General features: G+C 33.9%; 15 protein-coding genes, 1 tRNA gene, 1 pseudogene and 1 other annotated feature. Of the genes and pseudogenes, 4 read left to right on the forward strand and 13 right to left on the reverse strand.

All coding sequences use genetic code 11. From position 1 onward, the window contains the following. Positions 1-32 precede the first annotated feature (32 nt). The 8 genes and pseudogenes from HMPREF0446_RS07080 to HMPREF0446_RS07115 all read right to left on the reverse strand — a co-directional run bounded on the left by HMPREF0446_RS07080 (position 33) and on the right by HMPREF0446_RS07115 (position 7,819). Positions 33-683, reverse strand: a complete 651-nt coding sequence (locus tag HMPREF0446_RS07080) for a TMEM175 family protein (RefSeq protein WP_006703176.1) — start codon at positions 681-683, stop codon at positions 33-35. 190 nt (positions 684-873) lie between these two features. Then, positions 874-2,154 (reverse strand): serine--tRNA ligase, encoded by a 1,281-nt coding sequence (gene serS, locus HMPREF0446_RS07085; RefSeq protein ID WP_006703175.1) that lies wholly within the window; start codon positions 2,152-2,154, stop codon positions 874-876. A 91-nt stretch (positions 2,155-2,245) separates the two neighbouring features. Further along, positions 2,246-2,464 (reverse strand) — a binding site (T-box leader). Positions 2,465-2,518: 54 nt separating this feature from the next. Continuing rightward, positions 2,519-3,361 (reverse strand): annotated as a pseudogene (locus HMPREF0446_RS07090) (VOC family protein). A gap of 39 nt (positions 3,362-3,400) precedes the next feature. Further along, positions 3,401-4,000: a nitroreductase family protein gene (locus tag HMPREF0446_RS07095; protein WP_006703173.1), complete on the reverse strand. Its 600-nt coding sequence runs from the start codon at positions 3,998-4,000 to the stop codon at positions 3,401-3,403. Between the two features lie 187 nt (positions 4,001-4,187). Further along, entirely contained in the window at positions 4,188-5,582 is a 1,395-nt protein-coding gene (locus HMPREF0446_RS07100; protein WP_020991428.1) for a D-alanyl-D-alanine carboxypeptidase family protein, read from the reverse strand. A gap of 134 nt (positions 5,583-5,716) precedes the next feature. Further along, the gene (locus HMPREF0446_RS07105) at positions 5,717-6,247 is read right to left on the reverse strand and encodes a DUF924 family protein (RefSeq protein WP_006703171.1); all 531 of its coding nucleotides are present in this window, start codon (positions 6,245-6,247) and stop codon (positions 5,717-5,719) included. A gap of 60 nt (positions 6,248-6,307) precedes the next feature. Further along, positions 6,308-7,129 (reverse strand): ATP-dependent sacrificial sulfur transferase LarE, encoded by an 822-nt coding sequence (gene larE, locus HMPREF0446_RS07110; protein WP_006703170.1) that lies wholly within the window; start codon positions 7,127-7,129, stop codon positions 6,308-6,310. A 27-nt stretch (positions 7,130-7,156) separates the two neighbouring features. Further along, positions 7,157-7,819 carry a Crp/Fnr family transcriptional regulator gene (locus HMPREF0446_RS07115; RefSeq protein ID WP_006703169.1) on the reverse strand — a complete coding sequence of 221 codons (663 nt, stop codon included), beginning with the start codon at positions 7,817-7,819 and terminating at the stop codon, positions 7,157-7,159. 164 nt (positions 7,820-7,983) lie between these two features. On the opposite strand from HMPREF0446_RS07115, the gene larA reads away from it, so the two are divergent. The 4 genes from larA to larD are packed head-to-tail and all read left to right on the forward strand — an operon-like array spanning position 7,984 to position 12,195. Next, positions 7,984-9,261 (forward strand): nickel-dependent lactate racemase, encoded by a 1,278-nt coding sequence (larA, locus tag HMPREF0446_RS07120; protein ID WP_006703168.1) that lies wholly within the window; start codon positions 7,984-7,986, stop codon positions 9,259-9,261. Between the two features lie 9 nt (positions 9,262-9,270). Beyond that, positions 9,271-10,014 carry a nickel pincer cofactor biosynthesis protein LarB gene (larB, locus tag HMPREF0446_RS07125; RefSeq protein WP_006703167.1) on the forward strand — a complete coding sequence of 248 codons (744 nt, stop codon included), beginning with the start codon at positions 9,271-9,273 and terminating at the stop codon, positions 10,012-10,014. Next, a complete protein-coding gene (gene larC / locus HMPREF0446_RS07130; protein ID WP_020991429.1) occupies positions 10,011-11,432 on the forward strand; it encodes a nickel pincer cofactor biosynthesis protein LarC in 1,422 nt (473 codons plus the stop codon). The genes larB and larC overlap by 4 nt, the downstream gene beginning before the upstream one ends. A gap of 31 nt (positions 11,433-11,463) precedes the next feature. Continuing rightward, positions 11,464-12,195, forward strand: a complete 732-nt coding sequence (gene larD, locus HMPREF0446_RS07135) for a D/L-lactic acid transporter LarD (protein WP_006703165.1) — start codon at positions 11,464-11,466, stop codon at positions 12,193-12,195. Between the two features lie 38 nt (positions 12,196-12,233). Here the strand turns inward: larD and HMPREF0446_RS08190 are convergent, their stop codons facing one another. The 5 genes from HMPREF0446_RS08190 to HMPREF0446_RS07155 form a co-directional block, all read right to left on the reverse strand. Next, positions 12,234-12,971, reverse strand: a complete 738-nt coding sequence (locus HMPREF0446_RS08190) for an AAA family ATPase (RefSeq protein ID WP_051349246.1) — start codon at positions 12,969-12,971, stop codon at positions 12,234-12,236. 30 nt (positions 12,972-13,001) lie between these two features. Then, a complete protein-coding gene (locus HMPREF0446_RS07140) occupies positions 13,002-15,005 on the reverse strand; it encodes an AAA family ATPase (protein WP_006703164.1) in 2,004 nt (667 codons plus the stop codon). 158 nt (positions 15,006-15,163) lie between these two features. Next, a tRNA-Ser gene (locus HMPREF0446_RS07145) sits at positions 15,164-15,251 on the reverse strand. 465 nt (positions 15,252-15,716) lie between these two features. Beyond that, the gene (locus HMPREF0446_RS07150) at positions 15,717-17,030 is read right to left on the reverse strand and encodes a S1C family serine protease (protein WP_006703163.1); all 1,314 of its coding nucleotides are present in this window, start codon (positions 17,028-17,030) and stop codon (positions 15,717-15,719) included. A 150-nt stretch (positions 17,031-17,180) separates the two neighbouring features. Continuing rightward, on the reverse strand, positions 17,181-17,987 hold the full coding sequence (locus HMPREF0446_RS07155; RefSeq protein WP_006703162.1) for an MBL fold metallo-hydrolase: 807 nt from the start codon (positions 17,985-17,987) through the stop codon (positions 17,181-17,183). Positions 17,988-18,008: the final 21 nt, after the last annotated feature.

Genomic DNA, 18,008 nt, shown 5'->3' on the forward strand with positions numbered 1-18,008 from the left:
AGGTTTGTTAATTCCTTTTTTAGTTGATAAAATTATATCTTTATTCTTCTATATTTACGTTCAATTAATTTCTTAAGCGACTGCCCTTTCGTTAAAGAATCTTGAATTCTACTTCCTTGTTTATAGTTCAATAAAAACTCAATAAATGGTGAAAATACATAAAAATACATTCCAAATTGATTAAAGTTTAAGGCTATCATTAAAATAGCAATATCTATAATAGACATACTCAATGTACGACGTTGTTGCCACTGTACAAGAAACTCTTTTTCCTCTGGAGTAAAACGAGCAGTTTCTTGTTTCGTTAAAATGATTGCCATAATATTTATAAATAAACCTGTAATTAAGTTTAACATCCCAAATAAAAGAATCGAAATCCATTTTACTTCAAATATTATTAGCATTTTTACTGCTAATGGATAAAGCGATAAAAAAGCATGGCATGCCACATCTAATATAAAACATGTTAAATTCCCAGAATCACTTAGATAACTAATTTCTAATCTATGAAACCAAAAATTCATTAAAATCACAAAACTAACCAAAAATAACCCTACAGCTTCAGCTAATTGAGGTAGTTGATTAACAGTCTCAGGTATGTGTATTTCTAACACTAATACTATCATAATAATAGCAATAATCGCATCACTTAATGTATCAAATCTTTCTTTTAAAACTTTCATACATGCCCTCTCTCAACTTTTATATTTATTTTGTATATTATCATCATTTCTGCATTTTATCACTACGTATGATAAAATGCAATTTTTTTGATAAAAAGAAAAAGACTCTTTAGTAACAGATTGCACCCTAAAACCCATAAGTCTGCTAGCGTACTTTCCATTATTAAAAAGTCTTTTCTTCATCTAATCATTATTTAGTAATTTTTGTAACTCCACCCATATACGGAACTAATACTTCAGGAATTGTTACACTTCCATCTGCTTCTTGGTAGTTTTCTAAGATGGCTGCTACTGTACGACCAACTGCTAAACCAGATCCATTTAATGTGTGTAATAATTCAATTTTTCCAGTTTCAGCTTGACGGTAACGAATTTTCGCACGACGTGCTTGGAAGTCTACACAGTTTGAGCATGAACTAATTTCACGGTAAGTATCTTGTGCTGGAATCCAAACTTCAACGTCATATGTTTTAGAAGCTGAGAATCCCATATCTCCTGTACATAATACAATTGTACGGAATGGTAAGCCTAATCCACGTAATACATCTTCTGCATTATCTGTCATTTTTTCTAATTCTTCAAATGATGTTTCAGGAGTTGCGAATTTCACCATTTCTACTTTATTGAATTGGTGTAGACGAATTAATCCACGAGTATCTCTTCCAGCACTACCTGCTTCTGAACGGAATGAAGGGCTTAATGCTGTGAAATAAATTGGTAATTGTGCTTCTTCTAAAATTTCATTTGCATAATAGTTTGTTAATGGAACTTCTGCTGTTGGAATTAATGTTAAATTACGTTCGTCATTAATTTGGAATACGTCTTCTTTAAATTTAGGGAATTGTCCTGTTCCATACATTGATTGTTCGTTTACTAAATATGGTGTAATCATTTCTGTGTAGCCATGTTTTTCCACATGTAAATCAATCATGTAGTTGTAAATAGCACGTTCTAAACGAGCTCCTAAACCTTTATAGTATAAGAAACGACTTCCTGATACTTTTGCTCCTCTTTCAAAGTCTAAAATATCTAATGCTTCTGCTACTTCCCAGTGTGGTTTTGGTTCGAAATCAAACACACGTGGAGTTCCTTCACGACGAATTTCTACGTTTTCGTTTTCATCTTCTCCTACAGGAACATCAGCTGCAGCAATGTTTGGTAAACGTGAAGCGATATATTCTAATTTTTCTTCTACTTCTGCTAATAAAGCATCTGTTGCTTTTACATCTTCCCCAACTTGTTTCATTTCTGCGATTTTCGCACTAGCATCTTCTTTATTACGTTTTAATTGAGAAATTTCTTCCGTTACCGTATTACGATATTGTTTTAATTGCTCCGTTTTTAAAATTAATTCACGACGTTTTTCGTCTAAATCACGTAATTCTTCTACTACTTGACGTTCTACTCCGCGGTTTTGTAAACCAACCACAACTTCTTCAAAGTGATCTCTCACTCGTTTCATATCTAACATATTGATTCCTCCGTTTTCTTTTATTTTGCTTGTTGAAAATTTGTTTAAACCATTGTAAAAAAATACACACAACTCATCCCCGACAAATTGTCACTGGGACGAAGTTGTGTGTTTCACTTTTATCTTCGCGGTACCACCCGTATTCAATGTTTCCATTGCACTCATTTGCGATAACGGTTTGCTCCGGATGGCTTAATCAATGCTTTCGCCATGCATCATAGTATGTGGATTCGCTTGTCATACTTTACTAGCTTTCACCAAACGCTAGCTCTCTACAAAAGACTTCAAGTTACTATTCATACAGTTTTATATGTCTGTATTTTACAATATTCTCTAAACTTGTGCAACAGGTAATCCGTAAGAATTAACTTTTCAAGACTAATCGTGTTTTAATACCATCTAAGTCTGTAAAACTAGCTTCATGTTCCCCAATTTTAATATTTTTAGCAAATTTCTTCGCTCTTTCAATCGTATCTTGATACAATTGTTCATCCTCGAAAATAACGGTATAGTAAGCTAAACCTCGCATCCCTTCTGTTCTAATGGCTAATTGTCCACCCCATTCATTGACGGCTAAATGATGGTGATAATTTCCAGATGCTAACCATGAGGCAGAACGAACAGAGAATTTATCTTGAACTTGAAGTACATTTTGATAAAATTCGCTCGAAACACCACTCTTACGAACCGATAAATGAACATGACCCATTCGACTACCTTCTGGCATTTTATAAGGACTTTCTAAAGGAGTAGCTAAACGATACAATCCTTCTGCATCCATCGCTTCTGTTGTCCCAATAATACGTCCATCTTCACGAATATCCCATTCAGAAACAGGTCTATCTCGATAGATTTCAATTCCATTTCCTTCAGTATCTTCTAAATAAATCGCTTCGCTATAATCATGATCACTAGCTCCAATTAGCGGAACAGCATTATCTACAAAATGTTTAAAAATCTGCGCCAAAGCTTCTCTAGAAGGGAGTAAAATCGCCAAATGATAAAGTCCATAACTACCTGCAACATCTAGTAATTCCTCAGTTTTGATTAATCGAACTAAAACAGTCCTGCCCACACCTAAATCAATTACCGACTCTTCTTGATGAATCACGCTAAGTCCAAGAACTTATTGGTAATATTGACTTTGTAGGTCTAAATTACGTACATTTAAGGCAACATGTCCTAATTCAAATGCTGATTGATACATAAAGCCATAACTCCTCTAATTTTTATTTAGAACCTTCTTTTAAGCTCCAAATACTTTGAAACGCTTTTCTGTTTGAACTTCTTTTTCACTAGCAGGTACAACAATTGCTCCAAATGGTGCTTGAGCACGTAATTTCCAGTTAGATGGAATATCATATTTTTCCGCTACTTGTGCATCTACTAATGGATTATAATGTTGTACATTCATTCCGATATTTTTTTCTGCTAATGCTAACCATGTTGCATATAATGAAATTCCATGAGCCTGTTCTGACCATAATGGGAAGTTTTCAGCATAACTAGGAAATTGTTCTTGAAGACCTTTTACAACATCTTGATCTTCATAAAATAAAATAGTTCCTTTAGCTTGCGCAAATCCTGCTAAACGTTGTTTTGTTCCTTCAAACGCTTCTGCTGGTGTTACTTTTTCTAATTCTGAATAAGCAATTTCATTCCAAAATGAATCTGATTCATCATCTAATAAAATAACAACACGGGTTGTTTGTGAGTGGAATGCTGATGGCGTTTGAAGAATAGCTGTTTGGATTGTTTCTACTAATTCTTGATTAGAAAGTTCCACATTTTTCCCTAATGCGTAAATTGAACGGCGTTTTTCTTGTAAATCTGTAAAGTTTGTCATATTAATTTCCTCTTTTCTATAATTGTTAAATGATTTATTGAGTTTAGAATAAGTGTTCTAACTCTTTTTCTTTATAAATTAATTCTATATAGAAACAAAACACTTGTCAATAAAAACGTTCTATATAGAAGTATCTTGTATTTAAAAAAAGAGACGACCTCTGTCGTCCCCCTTAAACATTGTATTTTTACGCTTCTTGCGCATGTAAGAAACCTTTCACTTTTTGGAAGATATTTCCAAAAAACTCTTGAATACGGTGAAAAATTTTTTCAACAAATCCTCTCGCTTGACGATAGCTATCTGTCACAATATTCGATGGATCAATTTCATATCCTGCAAAAGCTGGAACATGTCCTTCAGTTTGACCATCTACATATCCTAAATCTTCTCCTGGCATTTGGAAGTATAAATTTCCAATTGTTTTTCCTGCAGTAATAGGAGCTTGTAAAGCATTATTTTCATCTAATAATTCTTTAAATGGTTCAAAGCGTACTTTTACCTGACTCATAGCAGTTCCTTTTGGAACAGCTGCTACAAAATTATCACCGTAATCCACACTAATCTTTTCATCAGCCCCACCATTTACTGGATAAGGTTGAATATTTTGAACAGATTTACCTGGAATTCCAACTACTAAGCCTTCGTATTTCTTGAATAATTCATCTAACATTTTCGTAGTTACTTTAAAACGATTCAATGGTTGTTTAGAACCCATCGTAACAACAATCACTGAGAAATTATTACGTGTTGCTGTTGTTGTAATTGAGGCTCCACTTATTTCAGAAGTTCCTGTTTTTAAGCCATTTACTCCATCATAACCAAATAATAATCCTGGAATTAAATAGTTAAAATTATCCATCTTAGTGACACCCGCAGTTCCTGGTCGAAACTCCTTTGTCGCAACAGAAGAAATTTTTAAAATTTCTGGAAAATCTAATACTAATCTTCTTGCTACAATCGCAACCGAACGAGCAGACATACTATTTTCTGCTTCATCTCCAAAATCTGGATTTTTTTCTGTGGTTCCATATTTATTCGGTAATCCTGTGGCATTTACAATTGTTGCATCATGAATTCCCCAAGATTCAACTTTTTCCTTCATCCGCTCTACCCATTTAGCTTCACTTCCCGCTAAATATTCTGCCATCGCAATGGTTGCGGCATTTGCAGAATAAATCGAACTTGCTTCAAATAACTCTTGAATACTATATTTCTCATTCGGCCATAATGGCACATTTGATAAAGAATAATTTGCACTTAATTTACTTGCTCGTTCACTAATAGGGATTTTTGTTTCCCATGTAATTTCTGAATTTTTAATTGCTTCTAATATTAAATACTGACTAACCATTTTACTCATCGAAGCAATGCCTCGAACATCATCTTGATTTTTTTCCATCAAAATTTTTCCACTTGTCTGTTCGATAGCAATATAAGATGCAACATCTTCTAATGCAGCAATTTCTTCTGCAGTTTTAGGTTTTTCAGCTTCTTCAGCATGTACAATTGCCTGCATCGGACTTACTAAACAACAAGCAATTAAAGTTGTCACAACGACTTTCATCCATTTGATTTTTTTCATAAGTTTATCTCCACAATTCTCTCTTTTGCCTATCCATCGTATCGAATTTTCACTTAAAAAACAACTCTATTTATATTAAGGTTTCATTACTTTTTTTAATCCGTTTTTTACATGTTTTTTCACGACTTTTTTATTTAAAATCCTGAATGATTTCGAAGAAATTCTAACTCTTTTTCAGTCGATTTTCTTCCTAAAATTTCATTACGATGTGGATAGCGTCCAAACTGTTCAATAATTTTTCGGTGCATCTGTTCATATTTCGCACGCTTTTCCATTCCAGGTTCAGAAAATAATTTTTCTGCTTCTTGGTGAATCGCTAATGACTCTGAATGCATAAAGGGCATATATAAAAAGCTGCGTTCAATGACCGTTAATTCTTCCGAATAAGGTAGGGCTTCTTGCGCTAATACAAGCGCCATGCCATCATATAAAAAAGCTCTTGCATCATCCCGATATAAATTTCTAGAAAATTGATCCAACACAATAATTTCTGCTAATCTTCCTTGAACACTCTTTCTCCAATGACTTAATTCTCCAGCTATAGCTGCTTGATGAATCTTAAAAAAACGTCTGTATATCTCTTTGTCCAATGCAACGGATTTTATAAACCAATCTTTTGGTTCTAATTCTTCAAACCAAAATTTTAATACTTCTTTAGCTTCCATACTCTCCTCTTTTCTATGCAAAGAAAGAAGAACTCCTTTTACAAAGTTCTTCCTTATATCTTATCCAATTTTTGCTTTTTCTTTATCCGTTAATACTTGATTCATTCGTCCATATTGATATCCTGCTAAGTCTAATGCTACATAGCTAAATCCAATCGATCGTAATTTACTTTCAATTTCTTGGCGATGTTCTAATAATGTTGGTACTAAATCAAGAGATACTTCGATTCTTGCTAAATCTTGGTGAACACGTACACGTACTTGTTCAAATCCTAATTGAATTAAATACGCTTCTGCTTCTTGAACCCAACGAACTTTTTCAGCTGTAATTTTTGTACCATATGGGAAACGAGATGCCATACTGCAAGAAGGTACTTTATTCCAATTTTCTACACCAAGTCTTTTCGCTAACTGACGAATTTCATTTTTATACAATCCTGCTTCTTGTAATAAACTACGAACGCCTTCTTCATTACGAGCTTTTACTCCTGGACGAAAATCATCCACATCATCCATAATTGTACCATCTGATAAAACGGTAAAGCCTTCTTGCTCTACATGCTGTTTAATCGTTTGATACAATAATTTCTTGCTGTAATACCAAATTTTTGGAGTGTTTGCTGCAATTCTTGGATCTGATAATTCTTCCATTTCTAATCCAATCACACGAGCCCCCATTTCATTAGCTAAATCAATGGCCATATCGAACTCATAATCTGGGAATAATTCAGAATTCACTACAGCTGCTAATACATTCTCACTACCAAGCGTGTCTAGCGCTACTTTTAATAGGTAACTACTATCAATTCCACCTGAGTATGTAACAACAATTTTTCCGATTTCCTTTAACAATTCTTTTAGTTTTAGTTCTTTTTCATCCATAACGGTTCTCCTTCATTCAGGCTCTTATTAGCCTTCTCTTCCAGTAAAATCAGCTAAGTAACTAATATCTTTTACAATGATTTTCTGATTTTTAATTTCTACAACATCTTCTTCTTTCAAGTCATGAATAATACGATTCACACTATTTCGAGTAGAAATACCACAAAATCCTGCAATATCTTCATTTGTGACTGCAAAATCAATGAGTATTCCATCCTCTGTTTGTACCCCAAATTGCTTGACTAATTTATAAATGAACGCACATACCGCACCTTTTTTCCCATTCATCGTCATATATTGTAACGATTCGATATTTTCGGATAATTTTTGGCGATAATATTCTCGAATATAATCTTGCAGTTTTCGATCTTCTTTTACATATTCCCAAAACTTAATCCGCTGAATTCGATAAAAACTTGCTTCTTCTGATTCTACTCGTACATTAAAGGGGGCAGATGTATAATTCGACACTTCATCTCTTAATAAGGAAATAATATCAATCGGTGTAATATACGCTAAATTAAATTCCCGACCATCCTTCAAGATAATACTTGTTTTAACAACTCCTTCTTTTAATACATATGTATAAGATTCCTCTAATCCGTGATACGCTAAATACATGTGCTTTTTCTTTTTAATGACAGGTGCATTATGCGCTTCAAGAAAGTTTACAAGATAATTTTCTTCCATTTTTATACTCCTTTTTTCAAAAAATTCACTTGCATTTCTTAAACATTATTATCCTCTTGATAAAAATATTTTTGTTAACATATGTTAACACCATTTGTATTCACATTCAAAAGAAAAAATAATATACTATATTGTGTTAGCTATTAACAAAGGAGATGTTAAAAATGGTAGACATTAAATTACCTTATGACAAACAAATAATAACTGCTAGCATTCCCGATAAAAATTTTGCAGGATTGTTAGAATCAGAAGCAGAGAATTTTTCAAATCCTCTTTCTGAACAAGAAACTGTTGAGAAATCAATGGATAATCCTATTGGTAGTAAATCATTAGAAGAATTGGCAAAAGGAAAAAAAGACATTGTTTTAATTAGTTCAGACCACACTCGTCCAGTTCCTTCTCATATTATTACTCCAATTATTTTACGTCGTATTCGTAGCGTTGCTCCAGATGCTCGTATTCGTATTTTAGTAGCAACAGGTTTCCACCGTCCTTCAACTCGTGAAGAGTTAATTAATAAGTACGGTCAAGAAATTGTAGACAACGAAGAAATCGTAATGCATATTTCTACAAATGATGACGATATGGTAAAAATCGGTCAATTACCTTCAGGTGGTGACTGCATTATTAATCGTGTTGCTGCAGAAGCAGACTTATTAATTGCTGAAGGATTCATTGAATCTCACTTCTTTGCAGGATTCTCAGGTGGTCGTAAATCTGTATTACCAGGTATTGCTTCTTATAAAACAATTATGGCAAACCACTCTGGCGAATTTATCGACTCTGATAAATCAAGAACAGGTAACTTAAAACACAACTTAATCCATGAAGATATGGTTTATGCAGCTCGTACTGCTAAATTAGCTTTTATCGTTAACGTAGTATTAGATGGAGAAAAACATATTATCGGTTCATTCGCTGGTGATATGGAAGAAGCTCACCATGTTGGATGTGAATTTGTTCGTGGATTAGCTCATGTTAAGAAAATCCCTTGCGATATCGCTGTTTCAACAAATGGTGGATTCCCACTTGACCAAAATATTTATCAAGCGGTTAAAGGAATGACTGCTGCTGAAGCTACTAATAAAGAAGGTGGCGTAATTATTATGGTTGCAGGATGCCGTGACGGACATGGTGGTTCAGGATTCTATCACAATTTAGCTGATTATAAAGAACCAAAAGACTTTTTAGAAAAAGCAATTAACACTCCACGTTTAGAAACAATTCCAGACCAATGGACTGCTCAAATTTTAGCACGTATTTTAGTACATCACCGTGTCATTTTTGTTTCTGATTTAGTAGATCCTACATTAATTACAGATATGCATATGGAAATTGCGAAAACATTTGACGAAGCATTAGCTCGTGCCTTTGAAATTGAAGGACAAGATGCTAAAGTTACAGTTATTCGTGATGGTTTATCTGTTATCGTTGAAGACTAGGATATTATTATGAATAAAAAAGATATTCTTATTCGCTTTCAAGAGGGACAGCTTTCACTAGAGGAAGCTGCCTCTCTATTAGAAGGCATCGACGATATGGGATTTGCTTCTTTAGATCTTTCTCGAAATAAAAGAAATGGATTTCCAGAAATCATTTATGGAGAAGGGAAAACAAAAGAGCAAATCGAAAAAATTATTGGATCATTAGAAAAAGAAAATCTTCCTGTACTAGCAACTAGAGTAAATAACGAAAAAGGACAATATTTATTAGAAAAAATTCCTCACGGATTTTATTATGAAACTGCGAGAGCTTTTGTCGTTAATCCAACTCCAATTCAATCTGAACACTATATTGCTGTTGTAACAGCAGGAACAAGTGATATGCCTGTAGCAGAAGAAGCTGCTATTACAGCTGAAACATTTGGGAACCCTGTGAAACGCATTTATGATGTTGGAGTTGCGGGTATCCATCGACTATTTAATCGTTTAGAAGATATCCGTGGCGCTAGTGTGATTATTGTTATCGCTGGTATGGAAGGAGCTCTTGTGAGTGTAGTCGCAGGATTAGTAGATGTGCCAGTCATTGCCGTTCCTACAAGCGTAGGATATGGAAGTAACTTACAAGGTCTAACGACTCTGATGAGTATGTTAACTTCGTGCGCTTCTGGTGTAACAGTTGTCAACATTGATAATGGATTCGGTGCTGCTTATTCTGCTAGCATGATTAATCAGATTCGAGGTGCTTCATCATGACACATTTATATTTAGAGCCTTTATCTGGCATTAGTGGAGATATGCTGAACGGTCTTCTTATTGATTTAGGAGCTAGTTCAGACTATTTGCAACAAGAACTTAAAAAGTTAGCCGTAGATGGCTATCATTTACATATTCATAAAATTGCAAAAAGCAGTATTTATGGAATTGATTTTGATGTTCACCTAGAACATGGAGAAAAAGATCATGGAGTTCACGGAGATTTCACTCATGAGCACGATCATCACCATGAGCACAATCATCATCATGAACACGATCACCATCATGAACACGATCACCATCATGAGCACGATCACCATCATGAGCACGATCACCATCATGAGCACGATCACCATCATGAGCACGATCACCATCATGAACACGATCATCACTATGAACACGACCATCACCATGAACACGGTCACCATCATCACGATGACGTTCGTGGCTTACAAGAAATTATTGAAATTTTTGAAAATAGTACCGTTTCTGACTTTGTAAAAGAAAAAAGTATTGAAGTGTTCCGTGACATCGCTCGTGCAGAATCTGCCGTTCATCAAGTTCCTATTGAGCACATTCATTTCCACGAAGTGGGAGCAATTGATTCGATTGTAGATATCGCTAGTTTCTTTATCTTATTTGAAAACTTAGGGATTACAAAAGTATATAGCGCTCCTTTAGTAGAAGGTAGTGGTACGATTAAAGTCGCTCATGGTGTTATGCCTGTGCCTGTTCCTGCAGTCATGCAATTAAGAAAAGGAACTTCTATCTTAATTCATCAAGACTTTGATATTAAAACTGAGTTGATTACACCAACAGGAATTGCCTTACTAAAAGCAATTCATCCAGACTTTACCATTCCTGAAAACTTGGAAATCACTACTGTAGGATATGGATTTGGTAAACGAGATACTGGTAAATTCAATGCTCTACGTGGAAGTCTATGTCAGCCAACTACTCACTCGTTCAAAGAAGTACATCAATTAGACGATGATATTTATCAAATCGACACGACAATTGATGATCAAACGCCTGAACAAATGGGTTATTTAATGGATTTCCTATATGAAAAAGGAGCACTAGACGTTACTTATTTCAGTGTTTTAGCGAAAAAAAATCGCCCAGCGATTCATGTAACTCTTCTAATTTCTCTTACACAATTAGAGGAATTTACTAATATTTTATTTGAGCAAACAAGCACAATTGGATTTCGTTATCAAAAAATTTCAAGAAAAGTCATGCAACGAACTTTTCAAGAAGTTAAAACTAGTTTAGGAACCATTCGTGCCAAACAAAACACATACAAAAACATCTCTAAAACAACTCTCGAATATGAGGATTGTGCTAGACTAGCCAAACAGCATCAATTGCCCATTGGAAAAGTCTATCAACTATTAGAAAAAGAAATATTATTATAATTTAAAAACAAAAAGGAGTCTTTTATTTTATATGTTTACACAACAATTTATTCACTTATTATTATCAGAATTTATGGGAACTGCCCTAATGATTATCTTTGGGGTTGGCGTACACTGTGATGACGTCTTAAAGAAAACAAAATATGCTGGAACAGGTCACTTATTCGCTATCACAACATGGGCATTCGGTATTACTGTTACATTATTCATCTTTGGTGGAGTTAGCTTAAACCCTGCTATGGCTTTAGCAAAAGTTGTTTTAGGATTATTACCTGCTGAACAATGGTTATTCGTTTCAATTGCTGAATTTTTAGGAGCATTTGCTGGTTCTGTTATCGTATGGTTCATGTATGCAGACCACTTTACAGCTTCTGAAGGTCAAGTAGATGGAATTGCAATTCGTAACATCTTCTCTACAAACCCTAACTGCCGTAACTTACCTCGTAACTACTTCGTCGAAGCATTTGCAACATTTATTTTCTTAACAGCTATCTTAGCTACTGAACAAGTGAATAAAGATCAAATTCAAATCGTTGTTGGTTTAATCGTTTGGGCTGTTGGTATGGGTCTAGGAGGTACTACAGGATTCGCGATGAACCAAGCTCGTGACTTAGGTCCTCGTTTAGCTTACCAAGTATTACCAATCAAAAATAAAGTAAATAATGACTGGCAATATGGATTATTAGTTCCAGGTACTGCTCCATTTATCGGTGCTGTAGCTGCTGCATTATTTGTTCGTTATTTCTTAGGATATTTCATGTAAAACAAAAAAGCTGCTAACGCAGCTTTTTTTGTTTTCTCTTATTTTGACATCGCCAACACATCATCTAAATCTTGTTGAATAATTTGATTTGGATTAATGGATGGATTATTACCGAATCGAGTAGCTAGACGTAATCTTAATTTCTCATTGAAGTTACGAATCCAACGACCATTACTACGGTCATTCGTGCGAGCATAAGCTGTCGCAACCGCTTGACGATACGCTTCTTCATCTACTGTTAAGGAATCACTTCCTAATTCATACAATCCAATTTGAGCAATTTCTTCAGATGTATAATCTTCAAAATCAAAAGTATTTGGAACACGACTTGCTAGTCCTGAATTTGTTTCTAAGAAAGTACTCATTTCTTTATGATATCCTGCAAAAATAACAACCATATCATGACGATGATCTTCCATAAACTTCAAGATTTCATCAATGGCCTCTTGTCCAAAATTATCATTAGGACCATGTTTTAAGGAATAAGCTTCATCAATAAATAACACTCCACCAAGAGCAGCCTGTAAATGTTCTCTTGTTTTAATGGCTGTTTGCCCTTGGTATCCACCAATTAAGTCCCCACGAGAAACTTCCACCATTTTATTGGTTGCAATCATCCCTTTTTGATACAACAATTCGCCAATTATTCTAGCAACTGTTGTTTTACCTGTTCCTGGATTTCCTAAGAATAACGAATGTAACGTAATATTTTTCGTTTCGATTCCTTGTTCTTGTCTTACCTTCGATAATTCTACTTGACTAATAAAGGCACTCACTTGTTCTTTAACTTTTTCTAAACCAATTAATTAATTCAATTGCTTCCATGCATCAACTTTATTGTCGGATTCTTCATAGCTTCCTTGTGACAATGCTTTTTCAATATCTTGGTTTTTAATCAACGTCATATCTTCGTTCTCTTGTGACATCACACGAAAAATAAATTCTTGCATAATTTGCTCATTTTGATTACGAATCCATCGTGCATTACTCTTATCTAAGGAACGTTTATACGCTTCTTTAACTTTACGAGCATAAAATTCTGGATCTTCAACTTTTCGAGCTTTTCCTTCAAAAATTTTAAGTCCCATTTGAACAATTTCATCTGGTGAATAATCTTCAAATATTAATTGATGTGGCACACGAGAATTGAATCCTGGATTCACATCGAAAAATTGTTCCATTTCCTTTGTGTATCCCGCAAAAATCACCATAATATCATCACGATGATTTTCCATATACGTCAATAATTCATTAATCGCTTCTTCGCCGGTGCTATTCGAACCTTTTTTATTTAAAGCATACGCTTCATCAATAAATAACACGCCGCCTTTAGCCTCTTCTAATTTCTTACGAGTTTGTTCTGCTGTTTGATTCACATATCCGGATAATAAATCAGCCGCTGATACTTCTACAAATTTGAACTCTTCCCCTTTTAAGGCTCCATATTGGAATAAGATTTGTCCCATTAAACGTGCAACAGTAGTTTTACCTGTTCCTGGATTTCCTAAGAAAGCTGCATGCATCGTCATTTTTTCTGGTGGTAATCCTTGTTCAATTTGTAATTGATTATATTTTGCTTGTTGAATTAATTTATCAACTTTTTCTTTGACTGTTTTTAGTCCAATTAATCCTTGCAGTTGAGCATAGTAATCAGTATTCGTATGATGAGCCTTTTGTGCGTCCTCAGTTCGAATAATCTCCCCTTTTTCGCTTCTTTCTGGAGCTGCTTTATGTTTTTGAGTAACTCTGCATTGACTCGTTTCATCTGTTTCATAGTTCAGTTTTGAAGCATCTCCATTTAAATGAATAAAGTCATTTGTAACGAAGCACGATCCTTCCTTGGCACGAATAATAGGAGAAATTTCTTTTTCCACTTCTATACTATCTCCAACGAATAAAGCGTTTGTTGTTAAACTAATTGGAATATGTCTACTTTCTTTATTAAAAAATTGTAATCTACCTTGTGAATATAAAGTTGATTCTTCTGCTATTGCTAAATTATGCTTTACAGATCCATTCACCATACGAATATGGCTATTTTTGATTCTCATAAAACTAACGGTTAAATTTTTAAAAACTCCCCTACTACCACTTTGAATTAAAATAGTGTAATAGTTTGTTCCAACACCCTCGACAATACTATCTTCCAAATTGATTTCACTCTGATTTATATCCAAAACAGGATTCGTTCCTTCTTCAAAAGTTCCATAAATTTGACTCGAAATAATCGTTAATTTTGAATCCTCACTCCATACAGATTTAGGACGACTACACTCCATTTTCGAACGAACAAACTCTAATTCCGAATTTTCTCGAATCCATAATCGATTTTGAATGGTAGAATCTTGAATAGAAACTGCTGAATGAACAAATTTCATCCCTAATTGATGTTTATCTGGTAATTTTGTTGTAAAGTTCTTAAATTTGACTTTACTTTTTTCTTCTGAAAGCAACAAGAAATACTCATTTGATGGAAATTCGCTTTGCATGACACAATTTTCAAAAGTTACTTCCGATTCTCCAATAATGCGAAACATATTTTGATTTTCTAATACGGACATCCACAAATTTTGAAATGTCACCTTTGCTTTATTCGAAATTTTAATTTTTCCCGTAATTGTATTTAGAAATGTATTTCCTTCTACATGTCCGATTATTGTAATATTTTTTGTAATCTCAGTAAAAGGTTCTTTTGTAAAATTCATGATCAAATTAGGAGTAAATTCAATAATATCTCCATCCTTCGCTGCTTCATAAGCCGCATCAAAATCCCAAGTGTCTTCAGTTGCTCCAACAAGAAATCTTGGCATATTCTCACTCCTTTTATCTTTTTATTTTGGTTAAATTTCTACTTATAATAGTATTATTATACCAATGTTCATTATAAAACTCTATTAAAAAAAGGTTTTGTTCACGGAACAAACTTGGAACAAAACCTCTAAAAACGTTGATATATCAATAACTTAAAAGGAGAAGAGGAGATTTGAACTCCCGCGTCGCTTTCGCGACCTATCGCATTTCGAGTGCGACCCCTTCAGCCTCTTGGGTACTTCTCCACTATTAACAATAGTATATTCCCTTTTCCTCAACTGCTCAAGATTTTTTCAAAAATTTATAAGAAACTCACAACTTATCCACAGAGTTATCCACATGTACACATGTTCGCTACTAAATTTTGTTTATTATTTCCCCCTTATCCCCTATATATTGGTCAATACCCTTTTTTTGTAATTTTTCTGTTACATCTTGTTCGATTACTTTATCCACAATTTTATCCTATTATCCAAAGATATACAAAACATACAGAAACGTTGATATAAAGGCTTTTTTATGAGTTTTAAACTAAACTTATTCACAACTGTTCATTATTCTGTGGATAACTCCACTTATTAAAAAGCTTATTATATCAATGTTTTTTAAAAAAACTTTTTTATTTTTTCTACACAATTAAAATAAATATCCACATAGTTATCAACATTTCTGTGGATAACTATGTGGATAGTATCATCTTATTCTATTTTTTATAAACTTGGACTATCTGAGCTTGTTAATTGAATAGTTGTTGTTTGTTTTTGTCCATTTCTATAGTATGTAACTTCCATACTAGAACCAACTGTTTTACTATATAATGCTTTTCTTAATGTTTGTACTCCTGTAACTGGTTTACCATCAATTTCTGTAATGACATCGTATTGTTTTAATCCACCTTTACTTGCACTACTATTTTCTTGGACATCCGCTACAACGACACCTTCTTTAACATCGTTTGATAACTCTAATTGTTGACGACCTTGAGAAGAAACAGAGGTTAAATCTACCATTGAAATTCCTAAAACTGGACGAATTACTTTACCAGATTTTTCTAATTGATTAATAATAGAAACTACCTCATTACTTGGAATCGCAAATCCAATTCCTTCTACGCTAGATTTACTAATCTTCATAGAGTTAATTCCGATAACTTGTCCTGCTGCATTAACTAATGCACCACCAGAATTCCCTGGGTTAATCGCTGCATCTGTTTGAATAGCATTTACAACCCAGTCTTGTTTACCATCACCATCTACATCTGTTGGAACAGAACGATCTTTTGCAGATACAATTCCTTGCGTTACACTTGTAGCAAACTCAGTTCCTAAAGGAGAACCAATCGCAATTGCTGTTTGACCAGCTTTCACTTCATCTGAATTCGCAAATTCAGCTACTGTAGTTACTTTATCTGCTTTAATTTTTAATACTGCTAAGTCAGTCCACTTATCTGCGCCAATTAATTCTGCTTTTTCACGAGTACCATCTGCCATTAATACTTCTAATTCTTGAGAACCTGAAATAACATGATTATTCGTTACAATATAAGCATAGCCATTTTCAACTTTATAAATAACTCCACTACCTTCAGAAGCAGTTGTTAAATCACTATCTTCTGTTTTTTGATTTTGTCGACGACTTTGTCCGTTACTTCCAAATAAATTATTTTGATTTAAACTTTGTTTATTAATCACAGATACGACTGCATTTTTTACATTTGAAACAACATCTGAAACATCTCCAGCACCCTTATTAGATAATGCTGTCGGGCTTGTTTTCACAGTTGTTGTACTTGTTGCAGTTGATTTTGCTCCAGTTAATTGGTTTAACGTTCCTGTCGCACTCATAGCACCAAATCCAATGATAACGGCTAATAGTCCACCGGTTACTCCACCAACAAAACCTGAACGAAAAGCTTTTTTCTTCTTAGTATTTTTCTTTTCTACTGGAGTAGGTTCTTGTGTTTCTTCATTTAATACTGTATTTTCTTGTGTGTTTTCTACTTCTTCATGGAATTCATTTGTCATGAATATCCCCTCCTTTTTCGCTTTAGCAATTCCTTCATTGCTTTCTTTTGATACTCATATACTAATCTAGCTTTTTGAAAAAAGTTTGAAGATAATGTAATTAAATCGTTATAAAGTTGTTAAAAATCCCATTATTTTTTGAAAATTCTATTAAACTCTAAACAATTCAGTCGGTTCATATGGATCTGTATGATACACTTCAAAAGTTTCATGAATTCCACAATCATGTTGTAATAAAATCGACTCAGCTGTTTGATATGCTAATTCTTTCAAATTATTATCTTGACTTAAATGACCCAAATAAATTCGCTTTGTCTTATCTCCTAGCATTTCACACATCGCTAATGCGCCATCTTCATTGGATAAATGCCCTTTATCGCTAAGAATTCTTTGCTTTAAATGCCATGCATAATTCCCCATACGAAGCATATCTACATCATGATTACTTTCCATTAAATAAGCATCTGCATTATAAAGCAATTTTCTTAATTTCTCACTCACATAACCTGTATCGGTTAACATCACAAATTGTTTTTGATCTTTTTGAAATGAATAAAATTGAGGTGAAGCTGCATCATGAGAAACTGCAAAACTCATCACATCAATATCTCCAAAAGTCTTTGTCACTCCTGGTTCAAATAAATGTTTTTGCTCTTGCTTAATCACACCGATATTTTTATTTTCCATGGCCTTCCACGTTTTCTCATTTGCATAAATATCCATACCGTATTTTCTCGCTAATACTCCGATACCTTTGATATGATCTACATGTTCATGCGTTACTAAAATCGTATCAATATCTGCCACTGATCGTCCAATTTTTTCCATTTGTGCTGCAATGGCTTTCCCAGTTAATCCACAATCAACTAAAATTTTTCTTTGTGGTGTTTCAATATATGTTGCATTACCCGAGCTTCCACTCGTTAGTAAACTTACTAAAAAACTTGATTCACTCATATTGTCTTCCTTTCTATTGCA

Origin of the sequence: Granulicatella elegans ATCC 700633, from assembly GCF_000162475.2 — a bacterium.
In the GTDB taxonomy this organism is placed as follows: domain Bacteria; phylum Bacillota; class Bacilli; order Lactobacillales; family Aerococcaceae; genus Granulicatella; species Granulicatella elegans.

Coding starts and splice junctions, on each gene's coding strand:
- HMPREF0446_RS07080 (WP_006703176.1), bottom strand. CDS start 683: ATGAAAGTTTTAAAAGAAAGATTTGATACATTAAGTGATGCGATTATT.
- serS (WP_006703175.1), bottom strand. CDS start 2,154: ATGTTAGATATGAAACGAGTGAGAGATCACTTTGAAGAAGTTGTGGTT.
- HMPREF0446_RS07095 (WP_006703173.1), bottom strand. CDS start 4,000: ATGACAAACTTTACAGATTTACAAGAAAAACGCCGTTCAATTTACGCA.
- HMPREF0446_RS07100 (WP_020991428.1), bottom strand. CDS start 5,582: ATGAAAAAAATCAAATGGATGAAAGTCGTTGTGACAACTTTAATTGCT.
- HMPREF0446_RS07105 (WP_006703171.1), bottom strand. CDS start 6,247: ATGGAAGCTAAAGAAGTATTAAAATTTTGGTTTGAAGAATTAGAACCA.
- larE (WP_006703170.1), bottom strand. CDS start 7,129: ATGGATGAAAAAGAACTAAAACTAAAAGAATTGTTAAAGGAAATCGGA.
- HMPREF0446_RS07115 (WP_006703169.1), bottom strand. CDS start 7,819: ATGGAAGAAAATTATCTTGTAAACTTTCTTGAAGCGCATAATGCACCT.
- larA (WP_006703168.1), top strand. CDS start 7,984: ATGGTAGACATTAAATTACCTTATGACAAACAAATAATAACTGCTAGC.
- larB (WP_006703167.1), top strand. CDS start 9,271: ATGAATAAAAAAGATATTCTTATTCGCTTTCAAGAGGGACAGCTTTCA.
- larC (WP_020991429.1), top strand. CDS start 10,011: ATGACACATTTATATTTAGAGCCTTTATCTGGCATTAGTGGAGATATG.
- larD (WP_006703165.1), top strand. CDS start 11,464: ATGTTTACACAACAATTTATTCACTTATTATTATCAGAATTTATGGGA.
- HMPREF0446_RS07140 (WP_006703164.1), bottom strand. CDS start 15,005: ATGCCAAGATTTCTTGTTGGAGCAACTGAAGACACTTGGGATTTTGAT.
- HMPREF0446_RS07150 (WP_006703163.1), bottom strand. CDS start 17,030: ATGACAAATGAATTCCATGAAGAAGTAGAAAACACACAAGAAAATACA.
- HMPREF0446_RS07155 (WP_006703162.1), bottom strand. CDS start 17,987: ATGAGTGAATCAAGTTTTTTAGTAAGTTTACTAACGAGTGGAAGCTCG.